Origin of the sequence: Chamaesiphon sp. (genome assembly GCF_041737865.1) — a bacterium.
In the GTDB taxonomy this organism is placed as follows: domain Bacteria; phylum Cyanobacteriota; class Cyanobacteriia; order Cyanobacteriales; family Chamaesiphonaceae; genus Chamaesiphon.
In genome coordinates, this window is the sequence record NZ_JBGSQZ010000303.1 from 14,477 (window position 1) to 35,766 (window position 21,290).

Below are 21,290 nucleotides of genomic sequence, written 5' to 3' on the forward strand. Positions count from 1 at the left end.
CAATAAACTGATGAATACGATCGATCGAAATGACGTGGAGAAAATTGCTCCCACTACCGAAACACCATTGCTAGAGCCAGCTACAGATTCAGTCCTGTGGGTATCTCAAGCACAAGTAATGACTGAAATGGAGCCGCCAAATTCATCAATTACGGTCGCGCCTTTCGAGCAAAAAATCCAGCGACGACAGCAGAAATCTTTGCAGCGACAGATTTTTCTGATGATTCTCCCGTTTATTATCCTGCCACTCGGCATGGGTGGGTGGCTCGGTGTCAGTCGGCTGACGAAACCTAGTTCGCCCCAGATGGCGCAAATGGCTCGTCCAGATGATGGAATTTGGGGTACGGATCTAATTGTGTTGCTCTCGATTGGCTTTGTCAATTTAGGGGTTGCCGCATGGGTGAGTCGCCGGATCGCCAACTCGATCGATCTAGTCACTACAAAAATCACCGAAGCTGCCAATGGCGATCTCGGTGCCCAACTCGGATCGATCGATACTGCTGGATTTGAAGAACTCTCAGACAGCTTCAACCAATTGGTTGCCAACTTCAATAGCACGCTCCAACAACAGCAATTAGCCGCACAAGCAAACAAGTTATTTGGCAAAATCGCCCTCACAGCCCAGGAATCAGTAGACAAGCAGCAAGTCTATGACGCTGGTGTCAGCGGGATGCGGCAGATCCTCAATGTCGATCGGGTGTCGATCTGTCTGCGTAATCCAGATGGTAGCTCTATCGTCGTAGCTGAGTCACTCGGCGATCCCACTCTCTCAGCCTCCCTGGGGCAGATCTATTTTGCCGAAACCCCAGGTGAATTGGCTCGATACCAGGAAGGGCAGTGTATCGTCACCGCAGATCTCCAACAGCTTCCCACCACTCCCCACCACCAAGATTTCATTGCCAAGATCCAAGCAAAATCGGCGATCTCGATGCCGATTTTGGCTGGTAAACAACAGTTAGGTTTATTATCGATCTATCAATGCGATCGGGTGCGTCAGTGGCAATCCTGGGAAGTGTCTTTTTGTACGCAAGCAGCACAGCGACTGAGTTTGGCGATCGAACAGATTGCCACTTGGACGACTCAAGCGGTAGAATTGCGGCGGACAAATATGTTAGCTCAAGCACTCCAACTCAACGATCCAGCCGAGATGACAGAATTGCTCGATCGGGCATTGGAAACCATCCGCGTCGAATTTAATCTCGATCGAGTCATGGTGTTCGGTCTTAACCAACATCACGCGGGACAAATTACCAGCATCGCCATCAAACCTGGGTGTTTGGTACCAGATGAGCAGGTGATGAGCGATTATTTACATTATGAAATCGAGCGCGAGGGTTGCTTACCAGAGCAGATTTCGTGTATTTATAGTCTAGACAATACTGGCGGACTCAAGGCGGATGAGATCGCTTTGTTAGAAAATATCCAAATCCGAGCACGATTGGTGGCACCAATTATTGTGGAAGGTCGAGTGTTAGGCTTGGTCATCGGGCATATCTGTACTGAGGATCGGCAGTGGGCACAATTAGATATTGACAAATTTGCCGTTGTTGCCGATCGGATCGGGCTAGTACTCGATCGACAACAGGCGATCGAACAACGAGCAACCCAGCTTCAGAATCAAAATATTCTCTCAGATATTACGCTCAAATTGCGGCAATCAGTCGATCGAGCAGAGATTATCGCCACGGCACTGACCAATATTCGCACGGCTTTGGGACTCGATCGAGCGGTGTTTATGAACATCGGTGACAATTGGCAAACCACCATCGCCGCCGAATCAGTCGCGCCTAAAACTCTGGCGATTTTGGGTACAGTCATCGAGGATACTTGTCTCCAAACCACTCAAGGTGCAGGCTACGATAAAGGTCGGATTACGACGATCGATGATATCTATAGATCGGGCTTGACTGATTGCCATATCCAGATGCTAGAACGCCTACAAGTCCGCGCCAATTTAGTAGTTCCGGTCTTAGTCAACAACAAAATCTGCGGGCTAATTATCGGGCATATGTGCCATGCTCCAAGGATTTGGGAGGTAGCGACAACCGAGTTGTTGGCGCAAATCGCGATCCAAATCAGTCTTGTCTTGAATCAAGCGCAACTATTCGCCCAACGCGAAAATGAAGCCCGCAAATCGCAGATTCTCTCCAACTTTACCCTCCAACTGCGCCAATCCCTCAAACGTCAAGATATCCTCACCACTGCTGTGGAACTCGTCCGCTACGCCTTAGATCTCGATCGAGCAGTAATTTTTGAGCTAGATTCAGATTTTAACGGCAAGATTACCGCCGAATCAGTCGCCCCCGGCAAACTCTCGATTCTGGACGAACAGATCGATGATTGTTGTCTCAAGGATGCGGGGTACGAACATGGCAAAATTACTTCTTACCCCGATATCTATCAAGCTGGCTTGAGCGAATGTCACATTCAGATGCTCGAAAACCTCCAAGTTCGCGCCAATTTGGTCGTCCCAATTACGATCGATAGTCACTTGTTTGGTTTATTCATGGCTCATCAGTGTCAAGCACCCCGAGCTTGGCAACCGGAGGAAATCAACTTATTTAACCAGCTCGCTACTCAACTCGCCCTCGCACTCAACCAGGCATCGCTGATCGAGCAACGAGAAGCAGCGGCAAAACGTTCGCAATTAGTCTCCGAAATCACGCTCAAACTCCGCCAATCGATCGACGAATCCGAGATTCTCAATATCGCTCTACCAGAAATTCGGGCAGCACTGGGACTCGATCGGGCGAGTATATTAGTAGTAGACACTAATGGCGAAGGCGAAGGCGAAGGCAAAATTATCGCCGAATCGATCGCCGCCGCCGAATTTTCGATTATTGGTGCTACTGTCCCCGCCGAGGATATGTTTGAAGTCCTGGGTAGGGGTTATAAAGAGAGTACTTTTATCAAGGTTGACAATCTCCAGACATCGGATTTTAGCGAACGTCTGATTGCCAACTTGCAAAAAATTCAGATTAAATCGATCGTCACTACCCCAATTATCGTCAACCAGAAATTTTTTGGATTATTCAGTGCCACCATGTGCGATCGATCGCGGATTTGGGAGCAGTCAGAAGTAGAGCTGCTGCTCCAACTTGCCGCTCAAATCGGTGTCGCTCTGACTCAATCCCAACTAGTCCGCCAATTGGAACTGGCAAATCTTCAGCAGTCGGGATATGCCGCTAGTCAAGAAGCTGCCAGAAAAATCCTCCAAAAAAATGCCTGGGAACTACTGCTGCAAGTCGATCGGATCTCTCAAGGCGATCTGACGATCCGCGCTCATGTAACCGAAGATGAAATTGGCACGATCGCTGACTCTTATAATTCTACCGTCGAGAGCTTGCGGGGCTTGGTGGGAAATGTGCGGAATGTTTCCCAAGAAGTAGTCAGCACCACCACTGTGAACGAGATCTCCGTTGCCGAACTATCGATCGAAGCATTGCAGCAATCCGAAGAGATCGGCATCGCCCTCCGTCGCCTCCACGATATGTCTGGATCGATCGAACTCGTCGTCAACAATGCCCTGATCGCCGAATCTGCCGTGATGGAATCAGCCCAATTAGTTCAAGCTGGGGACGCAGCGATGAATCTAGCCGTAGAAGGGATTCTCACGATTCGGAATACAGTCGCCGAAACAGCCAAAAAAGTCAAGCGACTCGGTGAATCTTCCCAAAAAATCTCTAAAGTTGTCAACCTGATTAGTAGTTTCGCCGCTCAAACCAATCTCCTGGCACTCAATGCCAGTATCGAGGCTGCCCGTGCAGGTGAAGAAGGACGCGGATTTGCGGTAGTCGCCGAAGAAGTCCGCTCTCTGGCGCGGCAATCTGCCGCCGCTACTGGAGAAATCGAGAATCTCGTTGCCAGCATTCAGGCACAGACAAGCGAAGTCGTGATGGCGATGGAAGCTGGTACCGAGCAAGTCATCATTGGTACCCGATTGGTTGATGAAACTCGATCGAGTCTCAATCGGATCACCGCCATCAGCCTCAAGATCGGCGAACTAGTCGAATCGATCGCTCAAGCCGCTTTACTTCAGTCGGAAAACTCTACCCAAGTCACTCAAAGTATCGATCGCGTTGCCAATATTTCTCACAAAACCTCCACCCGCGCCGATAACGTTCAAGCCTCCTTCCAAGATCTGCTCCAACTCGCTCAGGAACTCCAGAAGAATGTCGGGCAGTTCAAGATTGAGTAACAGGTTTAGTGAATGGTGAATGGTGGATGGTGAATGGTGAATGGTGAATGGTGAATGGTGAATGGTGGATGGTGAATGGTGGATGGTGAATAGAAAGTCAGGGAGTTGCCGCAAAATAAGCTATTAAATTATGGCTTAGGAGTGATTGGTAGGTTATTTAATAGCATCCCTAAACGCACACATTAACGTCCTTAACATCTCACCTAATCCAACCACTAGATCCACAAATCAGTGACTACCAACCACTGTCTTGATTCGCTATCCTGTCTCGCTAAACCCTCGGCTTTGCCTACGTATCGCGAATCGCCATTCACCATCCACCATCCACCATCCACTTCCTAACAATGTACATCGACCCAGAACTACGAGATCGAGTTTATCAACTGTTCGGTTTGGAAGTCCCCAAAATGCTTCAGACGATCGAAACAGAACTCGTGACTCTGAGTATCGATCGCAGTGCCACCAAAGTCAACAACCTCCTCCGCGCCGCTCACTCGATCAAAGGTGGTGCCGCCAGCTTGGGGTTAGAGCAGATCGCCGATCTCGCTCATCAAATCGAAGATATTTTTCGGGTGCTCAACCATCCAGACTTACCATTCGATCGCAATTTAGACCAACTCCTATTTAAGATCTATGACTGCTTAAATCGACTCGTCACCGCCGAGCTGAACGGCGAAATATTACTCCCAGAATTTCATACCAGCACTCAGATCGTCCTCGCCGATCTAGACGAAGAAATCGGTCACTTTGTAATTGCTGGACAAAAAATTCCCGATGGATTCCTCAGTAGTGGTGTCGATCTGACTCAATCAATTTTTGAGGTAGATGTCGCCCAAAGTTTGGCTAGACTCGAACGAGTACTCTTAGATCCAGACTGCGATCGCATTGCCGTGGGCGAGTTTCGCGCTCAGTCAGAAGTATTTACGGGGATTGCCAGCCTCACCAATACACCTGGACTTGGTACCCTAGCTCATGCGACCATCGCCGCCTTAGATCGTCATCCCGACCGCGCCCGCGAAATTTGTTGTTTTGCCCTGGTAGATTTTTATCGCACCCTAGAAGCAGTTCTAACTACCGATCGAGCTACATGTGGGGCAATCTCTCCAGGTTTTGCTTTTTTGATGGCAGAACAACCGCAGCTAAAGATTGCTGCTGGTACCGCCTATTCCAGCACTTTATTCGATCTTGAAGAGCTGTTCGATCTGCCAAGTGCCGATCGACTCAGTTTTGACTTGGAAGACATATTCGATCTGCCAGCTCGATCGCTAGAGATCGCCGCTCCAGCTAGTTTGAGCTTTGACTTGGTAGATATATTCGATCTGCCAGCTCGATCGCTAGAGATCGCCACTCCAGCTAGTCTGAGTTTTGACTTGGTAGATATATTCGATCTGCCAGCTCGATCGCTAGAGATCGCCACTCCAGCTAGTCTGAGCTTTGACTTGGTAGATATATTCGATCTACCTTGCTCATTGGTGCCTGTCGCAGATCGTCACCAGCGGAAGATCGGGATGACGCTGGCAGATATTACCAATAATTTCGACAAATTAGCACCGATCGTCCCAGCTACATTTGCCCCACCCCAAGTTATCGCCCCCATCAAAGTCAAAAAATCGCGGAAAGTCACGACAAATATCCCGCAACTATCCGTCAGAGTGGGGATCGATCGATTAGAGCGGATGAACAACCTCATGGGCGAACTGGCGATCGAGCGACATGGATTGGCTCTCCACAATGAACAATTCCACGACACCCTGGAGCGACTGCGATCGAAATGTGAGAATTTCCAGACAATTGGCGACAGGCTCCGCCAGATGGCGGACACCTTAGCCATCTCCAATCGGTATCCGCCATCTGAGTCCGCATTCCCCCTCGTGGGTGGCTCTCCTCCAGAGCAGCGCGATTTGAATCAGCAGTTTGATGTCCTGGAACTCGATCGCTATAGTGAAGTCCACACTATCGCCCAAGCCACGATCGAACAAATCGCCCAAATCGAAGAACAAATCGAGGATTTAACTCTATTTACCACCCAATCTCACCAGCAGATCGATCGGCAAAAGCAACTACTGTCTTATCTCCGTGACGATCTGATGTGGGCGCGGATGTTACCACTAGGGGAAATCCTCAATCGGTTTCCCCGTACCCTCCACGATCTGTCGATCGAATTTAACAAGCCAGTCGATCTCAAAATTACCGGAGCAGGAGTCCTAGTCGATCGCGCCGCAATTGACAAACTCCTCGATCCCTTGCTGCATCTCCTCCGCAACGCTTTCGATCATGGTATCGATTTACCCGCCGCCCGTCAAGCAATGGGCAAACCAGCACGCGGTTCGATCGAGATTACCGCTTACCATCAAGGTAGCCAAACAGTCATCGACATCACCGACGACGGGTGTGGGATCGACCTCAATCAGATTAAAACCAAAGCGATCTCCCTTGGACTATTGATGCCTGTCGATGCCGCTACTCTCAGCCCAGAGCGAGTCCTCGATTTCCTATTTGAACCAGGCTTTTCTACCGCCAAGCGCGTCACCAAACTATCGGGGCGCGGGATGGGATTAGATATCGTCAAAGCCCAGATTCAATCGATTAAAGGGACGATCTCGATCGACACTCAAGTCGGCAAAGGGACAACCTTCACCCTCCAGATTCCGCTCACCCTGACAACCGCTCAATTGATGGTGTGCCAAGTCGGTAACGCTGTCTATGCCTTTCCCGCTGACAGTATCCAAAAAATTGTTGTCCCGACTTCCGCCCAATTATCCCAGCAAGATTCGCACCAGGTATTCCATTGGCGCGAACGGGCGATCCCCGTTTACGATCTTGCCAAGCTGCTCACCTACTCCACCCCCGTCCCCGAACGGGCGATCTCCCATACCCTCAAAAGTAGTGCCAATAACCCTAGCGACTGGCTCTGTCCACTATTACTCATCCGCAGAGGAGATCGGCTCGTCGCACTCCAGATCGATCGACTGATTACCGAACAAGAACTCACCATCAAGCCCTTTGGTAAATCGATTAGACCCCCTAGTTACAGCTATGGCTGTACGATTTTGGGCGATGGGAGCGTCCTCCCTGTCCTCGATCCGCATACCCTGATTCAGGTACTAGTCGAACGACCTAGTTGTACAGTAATAACACCAACTCCAGACTTTGAGTCGATCGATTCGATCCTCGTCGTCGATGACTCGATTACCACCCGTCAGAGTCTGTGTCTATCCCTAGAAAAATTTGGCTACCGCACCCTGCAAGCAAAGGATGGACAAGCAGCACTTCAGATCCTTCGCCAGAAAGCTAATGAAATTAAATTGGTTGTCTGTGATGTCGAGATGCCAAATATGAATGGATTTGAATTCCTCAATGTCTATCGTCAAGATCGATCGATCGCGCATATTCCCGTCGTGATGCTCACCTCTCGCAGCAATACCAAGCACCGCCAATTTGCCGCTCATCTGGGCGCGGTTGACTACTTTATCAAACCCTATATCGAACAAGATTTCATGTCCGCGATCGGTAAATTACTAGCTTCCCCAGTCTCAAATTAGAGATCTAATGTCAGTATCTCCTGAGGGAGAGGCTCGTTGGCGTTGGTGTAGTCTACTCTCAGGTAGTATGCCTTAGGCACAGTGTCGGTTCTGCCGATTCAATTAACACCCTACTAAAATCTAGTATGGAGCGAATGCCGCACCACGCTTCACACCAGCCATCCATCTGAAGGGCGAGTTTGAGAGGGCGGCGATTTGCGCTCCTCAACGGGGGGTCTGCCCACACTAAAAAAACTCGCAACTCACAAGTATATACCGCCTACCGATCGGCTTACTACAAGCATCTAGCCACGATTCTTATACTACCTAGTTAACTAGTTACCGCCGCAGCCGCCGTAGACTGCATATAATGCTCGACTAATGAAATCAACGCTATGGCTACCGACTCCCCCTCCTCGGCATTTACCAGCACGATCGGGGGTTGCTGCGCGATATCCTGATAACCCAAAGCTAAAGCGATATCCTCGCTACTCCAAGCCCCCTCACAATCACTATGAGTGATGCCTATTATCATTGGGATCTGCGCCCGCCGATTCATGAAATTCATAATCCGCCGCGCATGATGAAACTCACTCGGTCGATGTGCCGCAATCAATAGTACATAAGCATGAGCGCGTTCGATCAAAATCTCCCACATGAAATCAAACCGGATCTGTCCTGGAGTTCCATAAATATGTAACGCCATCTCTTCCCCAAATTGCAGCGTCCCAAAATCCATCGCCACAGTGGTATTTTGTTTCAGATTTGCCACATCATCAGTAGCCCGCCTGTCGGTATCCACGACTTCGATCTCACTCACCGAACGAATGAAGGTGGTTTTACCCGCGCCTACCGTTCCAGTGACAACTAAATTCATAATTTCCATGATTTGTCAACCCTTTTTCTTCAAAAAGCCCATTAAACTACTCAAGAACGAAGCCGATACAGCCACACTCGAATTACCACCGCCAACACCAACAGGTGTCGGTGCTGCCATCAGTTTGTCGATCGATGGTTGTGGTGGCTCGACGGATACTTCCTGGATCAGCCCGATCGAACTCAGCCGAAAGCCAATCTGTTGAACTTTTTCAATCTCTAAACCCAGTTGAGCGGCGATTTTAGCGATCGAAATTTCGCCTAAGGCTAGGTTCCAGACTTGAAATTCTTGACTATCCAACCGCAGATTGGGCAGTTTTGAGGACAATCTCTGGAGTGCAAATTCAGGCGCGGGTAATTTGGCACTCAAACCGCTCCAATCCTTGAGCATTCTCAGTCCCAGTAATGCGGCTTCTTGAGCGGTTAAACTCAATCCGGTCATTTCACCATAAGTCAATGATGCTTGAGGATTGAAATTAAACCGTCCGTGGTGGATTTCAAATAATTTGCAGGTAGTGGCAACTACTTGAGAGTTGAATAGTAATGTTAGTTGCTCCGTATTGGCTAGATTCCGAGCTTTGAGATAGATCCCTAATGGTTGGCGCAGCAATCCCACCTGAGTTGCTAGCCCCGTCGTCTGCTCTGCTGAGAGCCACCGTCGTTGCTGCATCATTTTGAGCAAACCTTGATGCTCTGCTCCACTCTCATGGGTGACAGACATAATCCGTCCAGCCTGAAATGAGATGTTATAAGCATCACTGAGCGATCGCATCAAGCCGCGCTCTGGTTCGATCGACAGCACGCCTGTTTTATTACCCTCTTGCACGAAATGAAAAATTTCGGCTAATGAGTACTCTGATAAATAGCCAGCTAAGGACATTTATTTCTCCAATATATTTAAGAATAGTAAATGTCTATCTTGTAAAAATTTAGAACACTACTACTGAGAGTATGCCCAGTAATGTTCTAACATCGATCGAGTTTGTTGGAGTTTATTAATTCAGCTTTTACCCCCAAATATCCCCCGTCACCACACATATACAAGTCGGCTGGACTTCAGTTTAGGTCGATTTAGCCCCCCTTTTATCAGGGGGGCTTTTCTTGCTCCCTCCCCTTGATAAGGGGAGGGTTGGGATGGGGTGAAAATCTCCGCAGCAAATCAAATAACTAGATGTGAGGGTACTAGTTTAATGCAGCTTTGATTTCAGTTACGGCACGTTTGATATCTAACATCAATAGTCCTTGTTTAGCAGACTGATTTGCCAACACGAGGAACACCGCATCCTCGCCACAACCCATGAGGATACCGTAACCGTCAGCACCTTCAACCATGATTTTTTCAACATTACCACGGGACAATTCTTTACCGATCCGCTCGCCGAGGGAAAGCATCGCCGCAGACATCGCCGAAGTCCGTTCTTCGTCCATCGTCCCAGGTAGGCTAGAGGCTAGAGGTAAGCCGTCGTGGGATACCAAGGCTGCACCTTGAACATCCGCAGTGCCCGATACAAAATTCTGTAAAATTCCACCAATTGTACTTGTGCCCATGATTTTCTCGCAATGATTAAGTTAGTTAGATTGAAAATTTAAGACCGATTTGTGCAGTCAATATTAGCCGAGAGTGCTGAATTCAAATACGTCATGAGTACCACCACGGAGGACGGATTCAGTATGAATACCGCGAAATTTCTTACCAGTAATTTCGCTCAATGCGCCCCAAACTGCACCCATGGTGAAAGTACATTTGCGATCGGAGCCTTGAGGTTCGTTAGCAGAACAAATAGTTTCCGAACAATAAACTTTGATCAGATCGCCGTCTTGGACAATTTTATCGACAGCAGTTAGGTGGGTACCAGTAGCACCAACGGCAGCATCTAACTGGGTAGCAATCGCGTCAAAACTAGGATTGGTATTGGATAAACCCAACTCTTGAGCTAATTCTTTACCACGTTTGCGTCCAGCAGAAATCAAGGCAATCGCTGTCATTTTTTCACCCAGAGCTTCTTCCATCCCAGTGATGACTGATTTGAAACAAACAATACTACTAAATTGACCTAAATTTGGACGGCTAGAGAGTGAATTTGACATATTAATATTTCGGTTTAGTTAGTATGGCAATAGACTAGATTTACTCGCTCTGAGCACAGAGGCGTCCGGTTTAGCAGCCAGCTAGCTCCAGCACGAGCGAGAGACTTTAGATCGCCTCTACACCGATAGTGTGCCCACCTAAAAACACTTACTAACAGTAAAATCAAAATTTAGCTGAACCAGCAGAATCCCCGCGCTCTACCTGTACACACAGGTGGTCTGGTTTTCTTCTTAAAGGTAAGCGATCTATAGTAATTAGCTGCATCCAGCCGGATTGAGTGAGGAGTGGAGACGAATAGCTCGATCGCGTTTACCCCAATAGTCGGGATTCTCCGAGGATAAATTGGAGCACAGTTTCTTCCTTAGAAATGATATCTACGCGACCATTAATCCCCGCTCGAATTTGGCATCTACTATCGCCATGAATCAGCTTGAGACTGTCTGGTTCGATCGTTACCTCATAAATATCATTTGCTGCTGCTTGTGACTGTTGGTGAGCATTATCCGTATTCCGTTGGAGCGGTTTGGCATCGGCGCAAACAGCCCGGACTCTTCCAGATCCGACGGCTCTAGAAAAGAAAAAGGCGACTTTGCATGGCTAACAAGGTTAGAGTTCGACTTGTGTTTTCATCGAAATCAACTAGCTTTTGAAATTAGTCCAAAAAGATCTTAGAGCGATTGATGCGCTCGATGTTGATGCCGACTTACTCATCAACTATCAAACAACACAGTCGTCATATAATTCTCCGCCCATTCCGTACCAAAAGCTTTTTCTAATACTCTGCGGGTTTTGTCGTTTTGTTGTTGCTTGGTGGAATAGTAGTTTTGAGCGGTGACGATTTCGGCGCGTTCGGTAGTACCAACAGGGATGGCGATCGCTGCTTGTTGACAATGAATGGTAAGCATGGCGGTAACTCGATCGAGAAACCATTGCTCTTCTTCAGGTGTAGAAGGGCGCACGAAAAAGCAAAACTCTGAAAAAATATCCGCCCATTGGGGTAACTCGCGGGGTTGACTGAAGCTATGGGTAGGTAATTGGTGCAGGGGGAGGCGATAGTTGTCTGGCAATACCCGTTGAGCATTGAGCGGGGATAAATCGGCAATCGCCGCGCTAATCTGTCCGCGCCCAGCGACGATATCGGTACCAAACATCGGGAGGGCGTATTCAGGATGGGGAAACATCACACAGTGGAGAATGTCTAAATTCTTGCCGACTTGAGCGAGTTCGAGATGCAGTTTGCGGAATTGGGGGGTTTGGTAGCACTTATTTTCGATGACTAGTTTTTCTCCTTCCAATCGCCCTTCGACATAGCCTAATTCTGAGGGGAGTTGATAGGGAGAGAGATCTAGGTGTTGCGCCCAGACGGTTTCGATCGCATTGGCAAGTTGCTCGATTAAGGTGTGTTGGCGCGATCGCAGTGACTGGGTACTAGTTTCCATCATAATTAATAGCCGATCCAAATTGTGACATCTCTCGATCTGTGGCGATGAAGCTAGCACGTTGGATTCTCCACCAGGAGCGACTACACCAGAGAGATTGGTGCAGTTTACCCGTTCGCAAAACAACACACATCTATTTAATCTTAACCGATCGGCTACATAGCCTCAGCATTACTTCATCTTTATCGAGAGCGATTAATTTCGCAACAACCACTTCTGACTATTGAGCCGGAGGACTACGCCTGAGACTAGGAGATCTAGGGTGATTTTGCGCTCGTCGATCAGGAAGGATTCGAGCGTGCTGGCTTTATGGGCACCATCGACACAGGAAATCGCCCGTTGACCTTGAATACTATCATCAAAGAAGTAGACGTTAAATTGACGGCTACCTCGATCCCAACGACCGATGACTTGATTGCACTCTGGAGCAGTTTCAAAGCCCTTGATGGCGATTTTAGACCGCTCTAGATCGACCTGGAGATCGGTTATTCCTTTAGCGACTAAGGCTTGGGTAAGTGCGGGGAGATAGTCTTGTTGGATAAAGTCAATAAAGGGTTTTGCTTCAACTGCGGGGGGTTTTTCTTTTTTGGGTGGGACGGTTTTTTCTGCGGGCGTTTCTGCTCCACTGGGCGCAGGGGTGTCAGTTGCAGGTGCATCTGAAGCGGCTGGTTTGGCTTTTTTCCCGGCGGCTGTGGCGGGAACTACATTTTCTGCGGATTCTTCTACCATATCGATCGCCTACATTGCCTTGTTCGAGTTTCAATCCAATTTTACCGCAAGCATTGCTAGGGGGATCGACTTCGTTGGAGCGATTATTTAAATGAATTAGCCACAAAACTCCACGCCAACGCTAAGTTGATGTAGGGTGTGTTAGGCTCAAGCCGTAACGCACCAGTATCCGATCTAATGAGCATATCTAGAATTATTATTAGCTTATGTCTGGCTTGCATTCTTGTCCTAAGTTGTGCGACTAAAGCGATCGCATTTTGCGGCTTCTACTCCCTTCCCACTCACTAAATAGATATCACCATCCACCATCCACACTTCGGCTCACTTCGACTTCGCTCAGTGCAAGTCGCTCAGTGCAAGCCATCCACTATCCACCCCCTACACTAAATATCTATTTCTTGAGTGAGAAAGGAGTATGACGATACCAACTCGCCAATCGTGCAGGTGAAACTCCAAATAAATAACCAATAACGATCGCTTGATTGATTAACGTCGTTTGCCAGACTCCCCGCTGGAGCCAGCGACGCGCCGAAGTCACCACAGGCGCACTCAGGACCTCAATTTGCCCTCGGCGTTGCAATTGCCGGATTAGTTCAAAATCTTCCATAATCGGCATTTCTCTAAAACCGCCGAGTTCCCAAAATGTCTCCGCTCTCAGAAAAATTGCTTGATCGCCATAGGGCATTTGTCGCCATTTCGATCGCCATGCTACCAGCCATTCGATCGATCGCAAACTCGGCAGCAGATTGTCGATTTGGAGCGAAAAAGCTCCAGCTACAGGGGCGAGTTTTTCTCCTGTGAGCGGTGGCTGCAAGGTCGATCGCACCATCGTCTCGAAGCCCAATGGCAAAAAAGTATCCGCATGGAGAAACAGCAGGATTTCACCCGTTGCTGCCTTAGCTCCGACATTCATTTGATGAGCGCGGCCTTTTGAGGCAGAGATTACCTTCCCGCCCAATCCTTGCACGATCGATACTGTGTCATCGCTTGAACCTCCATCGACGAGGATTATTTCTACATTTGGGAGGGGATGAATATTAGCTAGTACTTGAGCGATTGTCCCCGCTTCATTTAGTGCAGGAATGACGATCGAGATTTTGGCTCCTAACCCCGCTTGTGCTAATAATGGTAGGTCTTCTGGACGATCGATATCAGCAAGTGTAGGTAGATAACCGATTGATAAATTCAAAGAGTTGGCAATGTCGATCGTTTGTTGCAATACTCGATCGGTACCCCAATCGACATCGACAAATAATTCCGGCTGAGGCTGACGCATTCCAGTTAGATAATAGCCCCCATCCAATGCCACCCCCAATACTAGATCTCGTTCGAGCAAATATTCAAAAGCATGTGCGAGTATATCCACAGTTAATTTAGGACAATCAGTACCGATCAAAATTACTCGATCTGCTGACTGACAAGCAGATACAATCGATCGATCCATCCGCACCCCCAGATCGCCTTCTCCTTGAGACTGATAAACTAAGTCTGTACCCAGCCAGTCTGCCATCTGTTGGCTGTCGCTCCCAGCAAAATGCACCACGATCGATCCTGACATTCGCTGACACAGTTCTCGCGCTTTGCACAGGGTAAATTCGGTCATCTGACGGTGTAGCATTGCGGCACCTGCGGCTCCCACAGCCGGAATCAAGCGAGTTTTGACCGCGCCAGGGGTAGGATAACGCGTGAAGATAATTAAGATCGTTGTTGATGACATAAGAACCGATCGATCTTATCGAAAAGCTGTTGACATTTTGTCAAACTTTCAATAGATACTAAGAGGGAGACCTTCTCAGCATCAAAGGGAATTAGGTCGATTGTGTATAGTGGTTGACGACCACCACTCATGATACTGTATAGCAGTTCTTTGACTTGAGCTTGCTTAATCGTTGGTAACGGCAGTATAGTCTGGCGATGGCAGTAAAGTAAATACTTTTTGTCGATAGTGACTCGATCGGCATCGCGATCGAGCTTACAACTCATATGGGTGTGAATTTCCAAAGCATACAGCGCAATAGCTACTCCGCAATTGAGCAAATAACTACTCTCAAGCAAATCGATCCAACGATCGTCTTGCTCTACGCGAATTGTCACCTGCTGGGGATTATTCAAGAAAGCATTCAAGCGTTCGGCAATTGGCTCCTGACTACTTGTCAAAGACGCTCGATAGGGAGTTAATTCCACTTCACCTGTAGTAGTAACCAAGATGATGCCAGCTCTCTTAGTTGTGACGATTTTGACCGATCGCAATTCTCCAGGAATATAGTCTTTTACAGCACCCAAAATACCTGTAGTAGTTCGTTGACAACCGATCTGATTGCCTTCAGTCCGCTGACATTCTAGCTTGGTAGTCTGAACTGTTCCCGCAATCATCACTAAACCAACGATTATAAAAGGTACCGCAAATGGTAAAATCTCAAGACAGCGACGGTTTTGGTTGGTTAGTGCTAGGTATCGATCGGTAGATTTGACAATTTTCATGGTGATAATCTGATGATATCGGTAGAAACAAATACTCGATCGACATCTAAATTTAGAGTTCCCATTCTCAGCCGCAGCTTCCGCAACAAGACTCTTACTTCCCGCAACGTCTGCCGCTTCACAGAGCCTCTGTACTAGGGCATCGCCGCAACAATCTCAAGATCGCTCTCGATTGGCTCAATTGTAAAATGATTTTGGGGGCTGTTTGACAAGCCTGATGGTACTGTAGATTCAGACACATTTTTTTTTGTTTCTGCTAACTGCTAGAGATTGAATACTAACTGTCAACTGTCAACTGATTAATTATGAATGCTAGCGAACTGTTTGAGAAAGGTGGCCCAGTCATGTGGCCGTTATTTGGGCTATCGATTTTATCCATAGCGACTATTTTGGAGCGGTTGTGGTTTTGGTTCAAAACGACTAGGAGAGAGGAAGAGCTAATCGAGCGCGTACTAGAAGCCAGTGCCACTCAGGAATGGGACACCGCCGCCCAAATCGCCAAACAAGAACGCCATCGCAAACCAATCGGTCGATTTCTCTATGCCCCACTCAAGCGGACAAATCCCGATCCTGAGACATTTAAACTTGCCCTTGAAGCCTCCGCCGAAAACGAATTAGCGACGATGCGAAAGGGTGACAAGATGCTGGAGTCAATTATTGCCCTCGCTCCTTTGCTCGGACTCTTAGGCACCGTACTCGGATTGATTCGCTCTCTAAATGGGATCAAATTAGGCGATCTAGGTACTTCGGCTGGCTCTAATGTCACACTAGGAATTAGTGAATCACTGATTACTACCGCCGCAGGTATGATAGTCGCGATCTTCAGTCTTAGTTTTTATCGGCTATTTCAAGGCTTAATTTCCGGTCAGATCGAGCTATTTAGAGGCGCGGGAAATCAGCTAGAACTACTCTACCGCGAGCATTGGCTCAATACTCAACGTAAATCTATCGACAATCTCGATTAAGCTTTAGGTTTTAGGTTTTAGGTTTTAGGCTTTAGGCTTTGGGTGGGCATTGCCTAGGCTGTTGACTTTGTTGGCATTTCCGCATTTTTCGTTCAGACATTTTTTGGTGTCCCTGTGAGCGCAAATCCCATGCTCAACCAGGATTTGCGCTCACAGGGACATCGCCATTTTGCATGAATTTTAACCCTCAAAAAGGGTACAGAGTCAACAGCCTAGGCATTTCCCACCATCTATATTTCAGCTTATGGCTTACGAAATATATTAAGATTCATTGAAGGAGTAATGTAGATAACTTAGATTATCGTCAACTCCAGGACATCTTTATTTAGCTCCAATTGCTATGACCGCAGTATCTCAGTCTAAATTGCCGCTTAAATTTCGATTCGATCGCCAGCTTTGGCAGCGGTTTGTTGAAATTGCCCAACCTTACTTCTATCCACCAGGGCCGAGAAGTTCGATTCAGTTTCTATTTTTGATTTTAACACAATTAGTATTTGTTGTTGCTTTTACGTTCTTTTTTGTTGTCTTCCTCGCCTTAATTGGCTTCCAATTCGCGCCTAAATTTTTCTCAGGGTTAGTAAATGAGATTATTTATCTCAAGTTTCTATCTAGTCTGGGCAAAAGCTCGATCGAGATATTTCAAAGTCTCCTCACATTTCTACCTGCTTACATATTTTTAGTCTTGCTGATTGCCAGTAGCGGCATTTTCTATGCTTATCGGCGTAAGCTCAGAGGACGAGAACAGCAATGGTTAGTATTGGGACTATTGCTATTTCTGGCATTCATCGTCAGTAGTCTAAATGTGCTGATTAGCTACGTCTTTCGGTTTATAGACAATGCCCTCAATGGTAGAAATCCCCAAGTGTTTTGGGAGTTTCTCTGGGTGTATGGGATTACCCTGGTTGTCGCGATTCCCATTTTAATTAGTTATCGCTACACGCGACGAAAACTAGCTCTGTTCTGGCGAGAGTGGTTGACAAATACATTTTTGAAGGATTATTTTAGCAACCGAGCTTACTATGAACTAGATTCTAATGCAGCTAATACAGATATTGACAATCCAGATCAACGGATGACTGAAGATGTAAATTCTTTTACGACTACTATCCTAGATCTGATTTTAGATATTCTCGATTCAGTTTTAGATTTAGTCGCCTTTACCGGAATTCTCTATAGTATTTCTACCCAACTTACGATCGGATTGATTGGGTATGTTTCGATTGGTACTATTCTGGCAGTTTGGATCGGGACTAAACTAATTAAAATTAACTTCAATCAACTGCGACTAGAAGGTGATTTTCGTTATGGGATGGTTCACGTGAGGGATAATGCTGAATCGATCGCTTTTTATCGGGGCGAAAATCTAGAACTCAGTCAAGTTGAAGGTCGGCTGGGTAGAGCGATTAGAAACTACGATCTGTTGATAATTTGGTTTGCGCTATTAGATATCTTTCAGTATGCTTATAACTATTTTGCGCGGTTGGTACCTTACCTAATTGTCGCCCCTTTGTATTTTGCCAAGCAAGTGGATTTTGGTACGATCGGGCAGGGCACATTTGCCTTCCAAATGGTGCTGAGTGCCCTGTCAATTATCCCAACGCGGATTCAGAGTATTTCTTCATTTGCGGCGAGTATCGAGCGATTGGGGATGCTGTACGAACGCTTTCGGCAATGGGACAGAGATGTTGTCGATACTGGAATTGTAAATTATTCCTCAACTCATTTTAAAGTCGATGGACTGACGCTCAATACTCCCAATGCCGAGCAGACTCTATTTCAAAACCTCTCCTTCGAGTTGACACCGCGTCAATCTCTGCTGGTAGTGGGTGCGAGTGGCTGTGGGAAAAGTTCGTTGCTGCGGGCGATTGCTGGGCTGTGGCGCAACGGTACGGGCACGATCGAAAGTCCCGACTATACTCAAGCTCTATTCCTGCCTCAGCAGCCCTATATGCTCCTGGGTACCTTGCGCGAACAATTGAAATATCCCAACCTGCGGGAAAGTATCACCGATGAGGAAATCCAATCGGCACTCGCAACGGTAAACCTGGAAAACTTATCGGTACGGATGGGTGGACTTGATGCCCAAAAAGATTGGGCTGCTGTCCTCTCCCAAGGCGAGCAACAGCGGTTAGCTTTTGCGCGGATTCTCCTCAGCCAGCCAAAATACGTCATCCTCGATGAAGCTACTAGTGCCCTCGATGTGACTAATGAGCGACGGCTCTATGAGCTACTGCAAAGCCAAGACATCACTTATATCAGTGTCGGGCATCGTCCCAGTCTGATTGACTATCATCAAACGGTGTTAGACTTGCGATCGGCAAATCATCACAGTTGGCAATTATTACCAGCGAAAGACTATCAGTTCGCTAGTTGATAAAAAGTTAACCTTTTGCGGCTTGGCGAAATGTACATAAACCAAAGAATTCTAAAGTATGATAAAAGACTTGGATCGACTGTTTTTGCTCTAACTCAGCTTCAATTTTATAAACTGGACAAGCCTCAATCTTCATCGATTTACTGCACTAAACGATCGTCATTAGGAGAACGGCTAGCTCCTAAAATCATCTCAATCGATCGATGCGGCTATTTATCGATCTGGCTACTCATCAAAGAATTGAGACTAACTACCGATCCGATTCACGCGATCGATACTAACAAAGGTAAAGATGTATCATCTGACTATGCAGCCGATCGCCTGTTTGCCTCGAACGGGGCAGATTGTCGATCGAGGCAAACATGCTGAATTACTCGCCTAAACGGACTTTATGCCCGCGATCGGCTGCATATTATTGCTACTGGCTAATTTTGAGCCAACCAGGAGAGAATGCCCAGCAGACGATCTAGAGGTTGGAGCGGGATTTCAGCGGGTTCGAGCGAGACTGTCGATCCAGACAGCCGGATAAACTGCCACAGCATTCCGCTGGTGACAATTCCATAGGTGTAGGGAATCTCTTGGTGTCTTTGCAGATTGAATCTTTGAGCGGCAACGAGTTCGGCAATACACTGACCCCAGCCATCTCGCAGCACGCCCCTTTTAGCTTCCACTACAGCAATTACAGGTGCTTTAATAATTAGTTGGGCAGGGGATCTGGCAATTAGAAAGTCGCAGATGCCATTAAGTCCGAGGGATCGATCGACTGTAAAATCTTCGCCAGAGAAGAGGCTGATGCTATCTGTCAAGAGGGTTTCGAGTTCGAGGAGAATAGGTGCGATTAGGAATTCGGAGCGAGCTTTTTCAGAGACATTTCGTTTGGCTAAAGTTAAACCTCTCTCTAGGTAACGATTCAGTAGATCGCTAGGAGCGATCGGGGTAGTTTCTGGTAAGAAGGAGACGGCTTGCAATTCCAAGTCGAATCGGAGTTCGACTTCTTCGATTGTAAAGTTACTGTAAGCCATAAATATCCCCAAGAGATCGATCCTATCCCGATCTTAAACGAAGTTAGAGTATTTGATGCTCAATTACTAACTAAATCATTTATCAATTCCCGCTTGATGGCAATCTAAATCGCTGGGTTAGGATACCTTGGGAGGGACTAAATAATAATGCCAGGATAAATAATCCTGAAGATACAATTACGATCGCAGGGCCAGATGGTACGTGCTTGAGGTAAAAACTAATATATACTCCGCTCAGACTCGCAACCGCACCGATAATCGCACCCAAAATCATCATTTGATGCAGCTCTTTTACTAGCAAATATGCCGTCAAAGCTGGCCCAACTAATAGCGAAATCACTAAAATTACACCTACTGCCTGCATACTAGCGATAATCGTCAGCGTAATTGCGGACATAAATCCGAGATGAATAATTCTAACTGGTAAGCCCATTGCTTCAGCTCCAGTTCGATCGAATGTATAGAGCAACAACTCCTTATAAGCTGAAGGGGTGACAAGCACCCCTGCAACGTTTTCCCACACTGGATTTTGCACAGTTGGATGAAAATTGAAGGGAAGTAAAGACGAGTTACTTTTGAAGCATAAAGAGTATGGGATAATAATAAAGATATGCTCAAAAAGTGAGAGCATAAAAACAAATAATGTCTCCCGAATTATATCAAAAGTGGTTCAAATTAACATTGAATCCGGCGGGCGGAGCTGGTGCTGATAGAAATCCTGATGAGAACAGTAGGATTATTAGCTAAAGCCACATTAGGACATCTAGCAAATAATTTACCTCTACCAATTTTAGCGGCGAGTAGGCTCAAAACATTGCAGAGATTTTTGAACAGTCCTAGATTTTGCAAAGAAAAGATCTGGTGGGGAATTTGGATAGAATTAATGACAGGCTATTGGAAGAAAAAGGAATCAATGATTTTAGCAATCGATAGAACAAGCTGGCGAAAGTACAATTTATTAATGGTAAGTTGGATAATTCAGGGTCGGGCGATTCCAATTAATTGAGCTAGGCGGGTCACCTGCCCAGCGCAGCTATTAGACAAATTAGGGTCGAGCAATCTGGATGACCAACAATCAGTAATCCATCTAATTACCTGCTTATTGCCAGAATATTCATTTGTGCTATTAGGTGACAGAGAGTTTTGTAGTAAACACTTAGCAACTTGGCTACTAGAGATAGGTTGGGGTTACTGCCTTAGACTCAAGAAGACTACGTATGTTCAGCTAGATAATGAAGAATTAATGACACTTAATCAGCTAGCTTCAGTTCCAGGCATAAGTATATTTTTACGAGGAGTAAATATTTCTGCATCTGCTCAAATGAAGAATTAATGACACTTAATCAGCTAGCTTCAGTTCCAGGCATAAGTATATTTTTACGAGGAGTAAATATTTCTGCATCTGCTCATAAGTTTCCATTCAATGTTGCTATTCACTATCCAAAAGAACATCATGGTATGCCAATAGAGGAAGGTTGGTTTCTATTGACAACATTTTCAGACTTGAATACTGCTGTTCGAGTTTATGCAACTAGATTTCAGCTAGAAGAGATGTTTCGTGATTTTAAATTATACGGGTTTAATCTTGAGCTGACT

At 46.7% G+C, this 21,290-nt stretch carries 16 protein-coding genes and 2 pseudogenes; 6 read left to right on the plus strand and 12 right to left on the minus strand.

The window, feature by feature from the left end:
- The first annotated feature begins 10 nt into the window (after positions 1-10).
- Positions 11-4,198, plus strand: a complete 4,188-nt coding sequence (locus tag ACEW9J_RS23520; RefSeq protein WP_373547498.1) for a GAF domain-containing protein — start codon at positions 11-13, stop codon at positions 4,196-4,198.
- 344 nt (positions 4,199-4,542) lie between these two features.
- Positions 4,543-7,740, plus strand: coding sequence for a chemotaxis protein CheW (locus ACEW9J_RS23525; RefSeq protein ID WP_373547499.1), 3,198 nt, complete (start codon positions 4,543-4,545; stop codon positions 7,738-7,740).
- 310 nt (positions 7,741-8,050) lie between these two features.
- Here the strand turns inward: ACEW9J_RS23525 and ACEW9J_RS23530 are convergent, their stop codons facing one another.
- The 9 genes from ACEW9J_RS23530 to ACEW9J_RS23570 all read right to left on the minus strand — a co-directional run bounded on the left by ACEW9J_RS23530 (position 8,051) and on the right by ACEW9J_RS23570 (position 15,455).
- On the minus strand, positions 8,051-8,605 hold the full coding sequence (locus tag ACEW9J_RS23530) for an ATP/GTP-binding protein (protein ID WP_373547500.1): 555 nt from the start codon (positions 8,603-8,605) through the stop codon (positions 8,051-8,053).
- Between the two features lie 6 nt (positions 8,606-8,611).
- A complete protein-coding gene (locus ACEW9J_RS23535; protein WP_373547501.1) occupies positions 8,612-9,475 on the minus strand; it encodes a DUF4388 domain-containing protein in 864 nt (287 codons plus the stop codon).
- 302 nt (positions 9,476-9,777) lie between these two features.
- A complete protein-coding gene (locus ACEW9J_RS23540) occupies positions 9,778-10,143 on the minus strand; it encodes a roadblock/LC7 domain-containing protein (RefSeq protein ID WP_373547502.1) in 366 nt (121 codons plus the stop codon).
- A 63-nt stretch (positions 10,144-10,206) separates the two neighbouring features.
- On the minus strand, positions 10,207-10,683 hold the full coding sequence (locus tag ACEW9J_RS23545) for a hydrocarbon-binding protein (RefSeq protein WP_373547503.1): 477 nt from the start codon (positions 10,681-10,683) through the stop codon (positions 10,207-10,209).
- Positions 10,684-11,394: 711 nt separating this feature from the next.
- Positions 11,395-12,126, minus strand: coding sequence for a phycocyanobilin:ferredoxin oxidoreductase (locus ACEW9J_RS23550; RefSeq protein WP_373547515.1), 732 nt, complete (start codon positions 12,124-12,126; stop codon positions 11,395-11,397).
- Between the two features lie 192 nt (positions 12,127-12,318).
- Entirely contained in the window at positions 12,319-12,852 is a 534-nt protein-coding gene (locus ACEW9J_RS23555) for a DUF2996 domain-containing protein (RefSeq protein WP_373547504.1), read from the minus strand.
- 391 nt (positions 12,853-13,243) lie between these two features.
- Positions 13,244-14,569 carry a TIGR04283 family arsenosugar biosynthesis glycosyltransferase gene (locus ACEW9J_RS23560; RefSeq protein WP_373547505.1) on the minus strand — a complete coding sequence of 442 codons (1,326 nt, stop codon included), beginning with the start codon at positions 14,567-14,569 and terminating at the stop codon, positions 13,244-13,246.
- Positions 14,548-15,333 carry a hypothetical protein gene (locus tag ACEW9J_RS23565; protein ID WP_373547506.1) on the minus strand — a complete coding sequence of 262 codons (786 nt, stop codon included), beginning with the start codon at positions 15,331-15,333 and terminating at the stop codon, positions 14,548-14,550. Before ACEW9J_RS23565 ends, ACEW9J_RS23560 begins: the two co-directional genes overlap by 22 nt.
- Positions 15,330-15,455: a hypothetical protein gene (locus tag ACEW9J_RS23570; protein WP_373547507.1), complete on the minus strand. Its 126-nt coding sequence runs from the start codon at positions 15,453-15,455 to the stop codon at positions 15,330-15,332. Before ACEW9J_RS23570 ends, ACEW9J_RS23565 begins: the two co-directional genes overlap by 4 nt.
- 183 nt (positions 15,456-15,638) lie before the next feature.
- Here ACEW9J_RS23570 and ACEW9J_RS23575 point away from each other — a divergent pair, with 183 nt between their 5' ends.
- A complete protein-coding gene (locus ACEW9J_RS23575) occupies positions 15,639-16,298 on the plus strand; it encodes a MotA/TolQ/ExbB proton channel family protein (RefSeq protein ID WP_373547508.1) in 660 nt (219 codons plus the stop codon).
- A 340-nt stretch (positions 16,299-16,638) separates the two neighbouring features.
- A complete protein-coding gene (locus tag ACEW9J_RS23580) occupies positions 16,639-18,672 on the plus strand; it encodes an ABC transporter ATP-binding protein/permease (protein ID WP_373547509.1) in 2,034 nt (677 codons plus the stop codon).
- A gap of 7 nt (positions 18,673-18,679) precedes the next feature.
- Here the strand turns inward: ACEW9J_RS23580 and ACEW9J_RS23585 are convergent, their stop codons facing one another.
- The 3 genes and pseudogenes from ACEW9J_RS23585 to ACEW9J_RS23595 form a co-directional block, all read right to left on the minus strand.
- Positions 18,680-18,808, minus strand: coding sequence for a hypothetical protein (locus ACEW9J_RS23585; protein WP_373547510.1), 129 nt, complete (start codon positions 18,806-18,808; stop codon positions 18,680-18,682).
- Positions 18,809-19,097: 289 nt separating this feature from the next.
- Positions 19,098-19,694: a hypothetical protein gene (locus ACEW9J_RS23590; protein ID WP_373547511.1), complete on the minus strand. Its 597-nt coding sequence runs from the start codon at positions 19,692-19,694 to the stop codon at positions 19,098-19,100.
- A gap of 82 nt (positions 19,695-19,776) precedes the next feature.
- Positions 19,777-20,178: pseudogene (locus ACEW9J_RS23595) on the minus strand (metal ABC transporter permease); the annotation flags it as partial.
- Between the two features lie 237 nt (positions 20,179-20,415).
- Between ACEW9J_RS23595 and ACEW9J_RS23600 the strand changes: the two are divergent.
- Positions 20,416-20,700, plus strand: a complete 285-nt coding sequence (locus tag ACEW9J_RS23600) for a hypothetical protein (RefSeq protein ID WP_373547512.1) — start codon at positions 20,416-20,418, stop codon at positions 20,698-20,700.
- A gap of 326 nt (positions 20,701-21,026) precedes the next feature.
- Positions 21,027-21,290, plus strand: a pseudogene (locus ACEW9J_RS23605) (IS4 family transposase); the annotation flags it as partial.

What these genes read in the sequence shown, in the direction of transcription:
- ACEW9J_RS23565 (WP_373547506.1), bottom strand. Translation starts at nt 15,333, where the DNA reads ATGAAAATTGTCAAATCTACCGATCGATACCTAGCACTAACCAACCAA.
- ACEW9J_RS23600 (WP_373547512.1), top strand. Translation starts at nt 20,416, where the DNA reads ATGAGAACAGTAGGATTATTAGCTAAAGCCACATTAGGACATCTAGCA.
- ACEW9J_RS23590 (WP_373547511.1), bottom strand. Translation starts at nt 19,694, where the DNA reads ATGGCTTACAGTAACTTTACAATCGAAGAAGTCGAACTCCGATTCGAC.
- ACEW9J_RS23585 (WP_373547510.1), bottom strand. Translation starts at nt 18,808, where the DNA reads ATGAAGATTGAGGCTTGTCCAGTTTATAAAATTGAAGCTGAGTTAGAG.
- ACEW9J_RS23575 (WP_373547508.1), top strand. Translation starts at nt 15,639, where the DNA reads ATGAATGCTAGCGAACTGTTTGAGAAAGGTGGCCCAGTCATGTGGCCG.
- ACEW9J_RS23580 (WP_373547509.1), top strand. Translation starts at nt 16,639, where the DNA reads ATGACCGCAGTATCTCAGTCTAAATTGCCGCTTAAATTTCGATTCGAT.
- ACEW9J_RS23530 (WP_373547500.1), bottom strand. Translation starts at nt 8,605, where the DNA reads ATGGAAATTATGAATTTAGTTGTCACTGGAACGGTAGGCGCGGGTAAA.
- ACEW9J_RS23550 (WP_373547515.1), bottom strand. Translation starts at nt 12,126, where the DNA reads ATGATGGAAACTAGTACCCAGTCACTGCGATCGCGCCAACACACCTTA.
- ACEW9J_RS23535 (WP_373547501.1), bottom strand. Translation starts at nt 9,475, where the DNA reads ATGTCCTTAGCTGGCTATTTATCAGAGTACTCATTAGCCGAAATTTTT.
- ACEW9J_RS23555 (WP_373547504.1), bottom strand. Translation starts at nt 12,852, where the DNA reads ATGGTAGAAGAATCCGCAGAAAATGTAGTTCCCGCCACAGCCGCCGGG.
- ACEW9J_RS23545 (WP_373547503.1), bottom strand. Translation starts at nt 10,683, where the DNA reads ATGTCAAATTCACTCTCTAGCCGTCCAAATTTAGGTCAATTTAGTAGT.
- ACEW9J_RS23540 (WP_373547502.1), bottom strand. Translation starts at nt 10,143, where the DNA reads ATGGGCACAAGTACAATTGGTGGAATTTTACAGAATTTTGTATCGGGC.
- ACEW9J_RS23525 (WP_373547499.1), top strand. Translation starts at nt 4,543, where the DNA reads ATGTACATCGACCCAGAACTACGAGATCGAGTTTATCAACTGTTCGGT.
- ACEW9J_RS23520 (WP_373547498.1), top strand. Translation starts at nt 11, where the DNA reads ATGAATACGATCGATCGAAATGACGTGGAGAAAATTGCTCCCACTACC.
- ACEW9J_RS23560 (WP_373547505.1), bottom strand. Translation starts at nt 14,569, where the DNA reads ATGTCATCAACAACGATCTTAATTATCTTCACGCGTTATCCTACCCCT.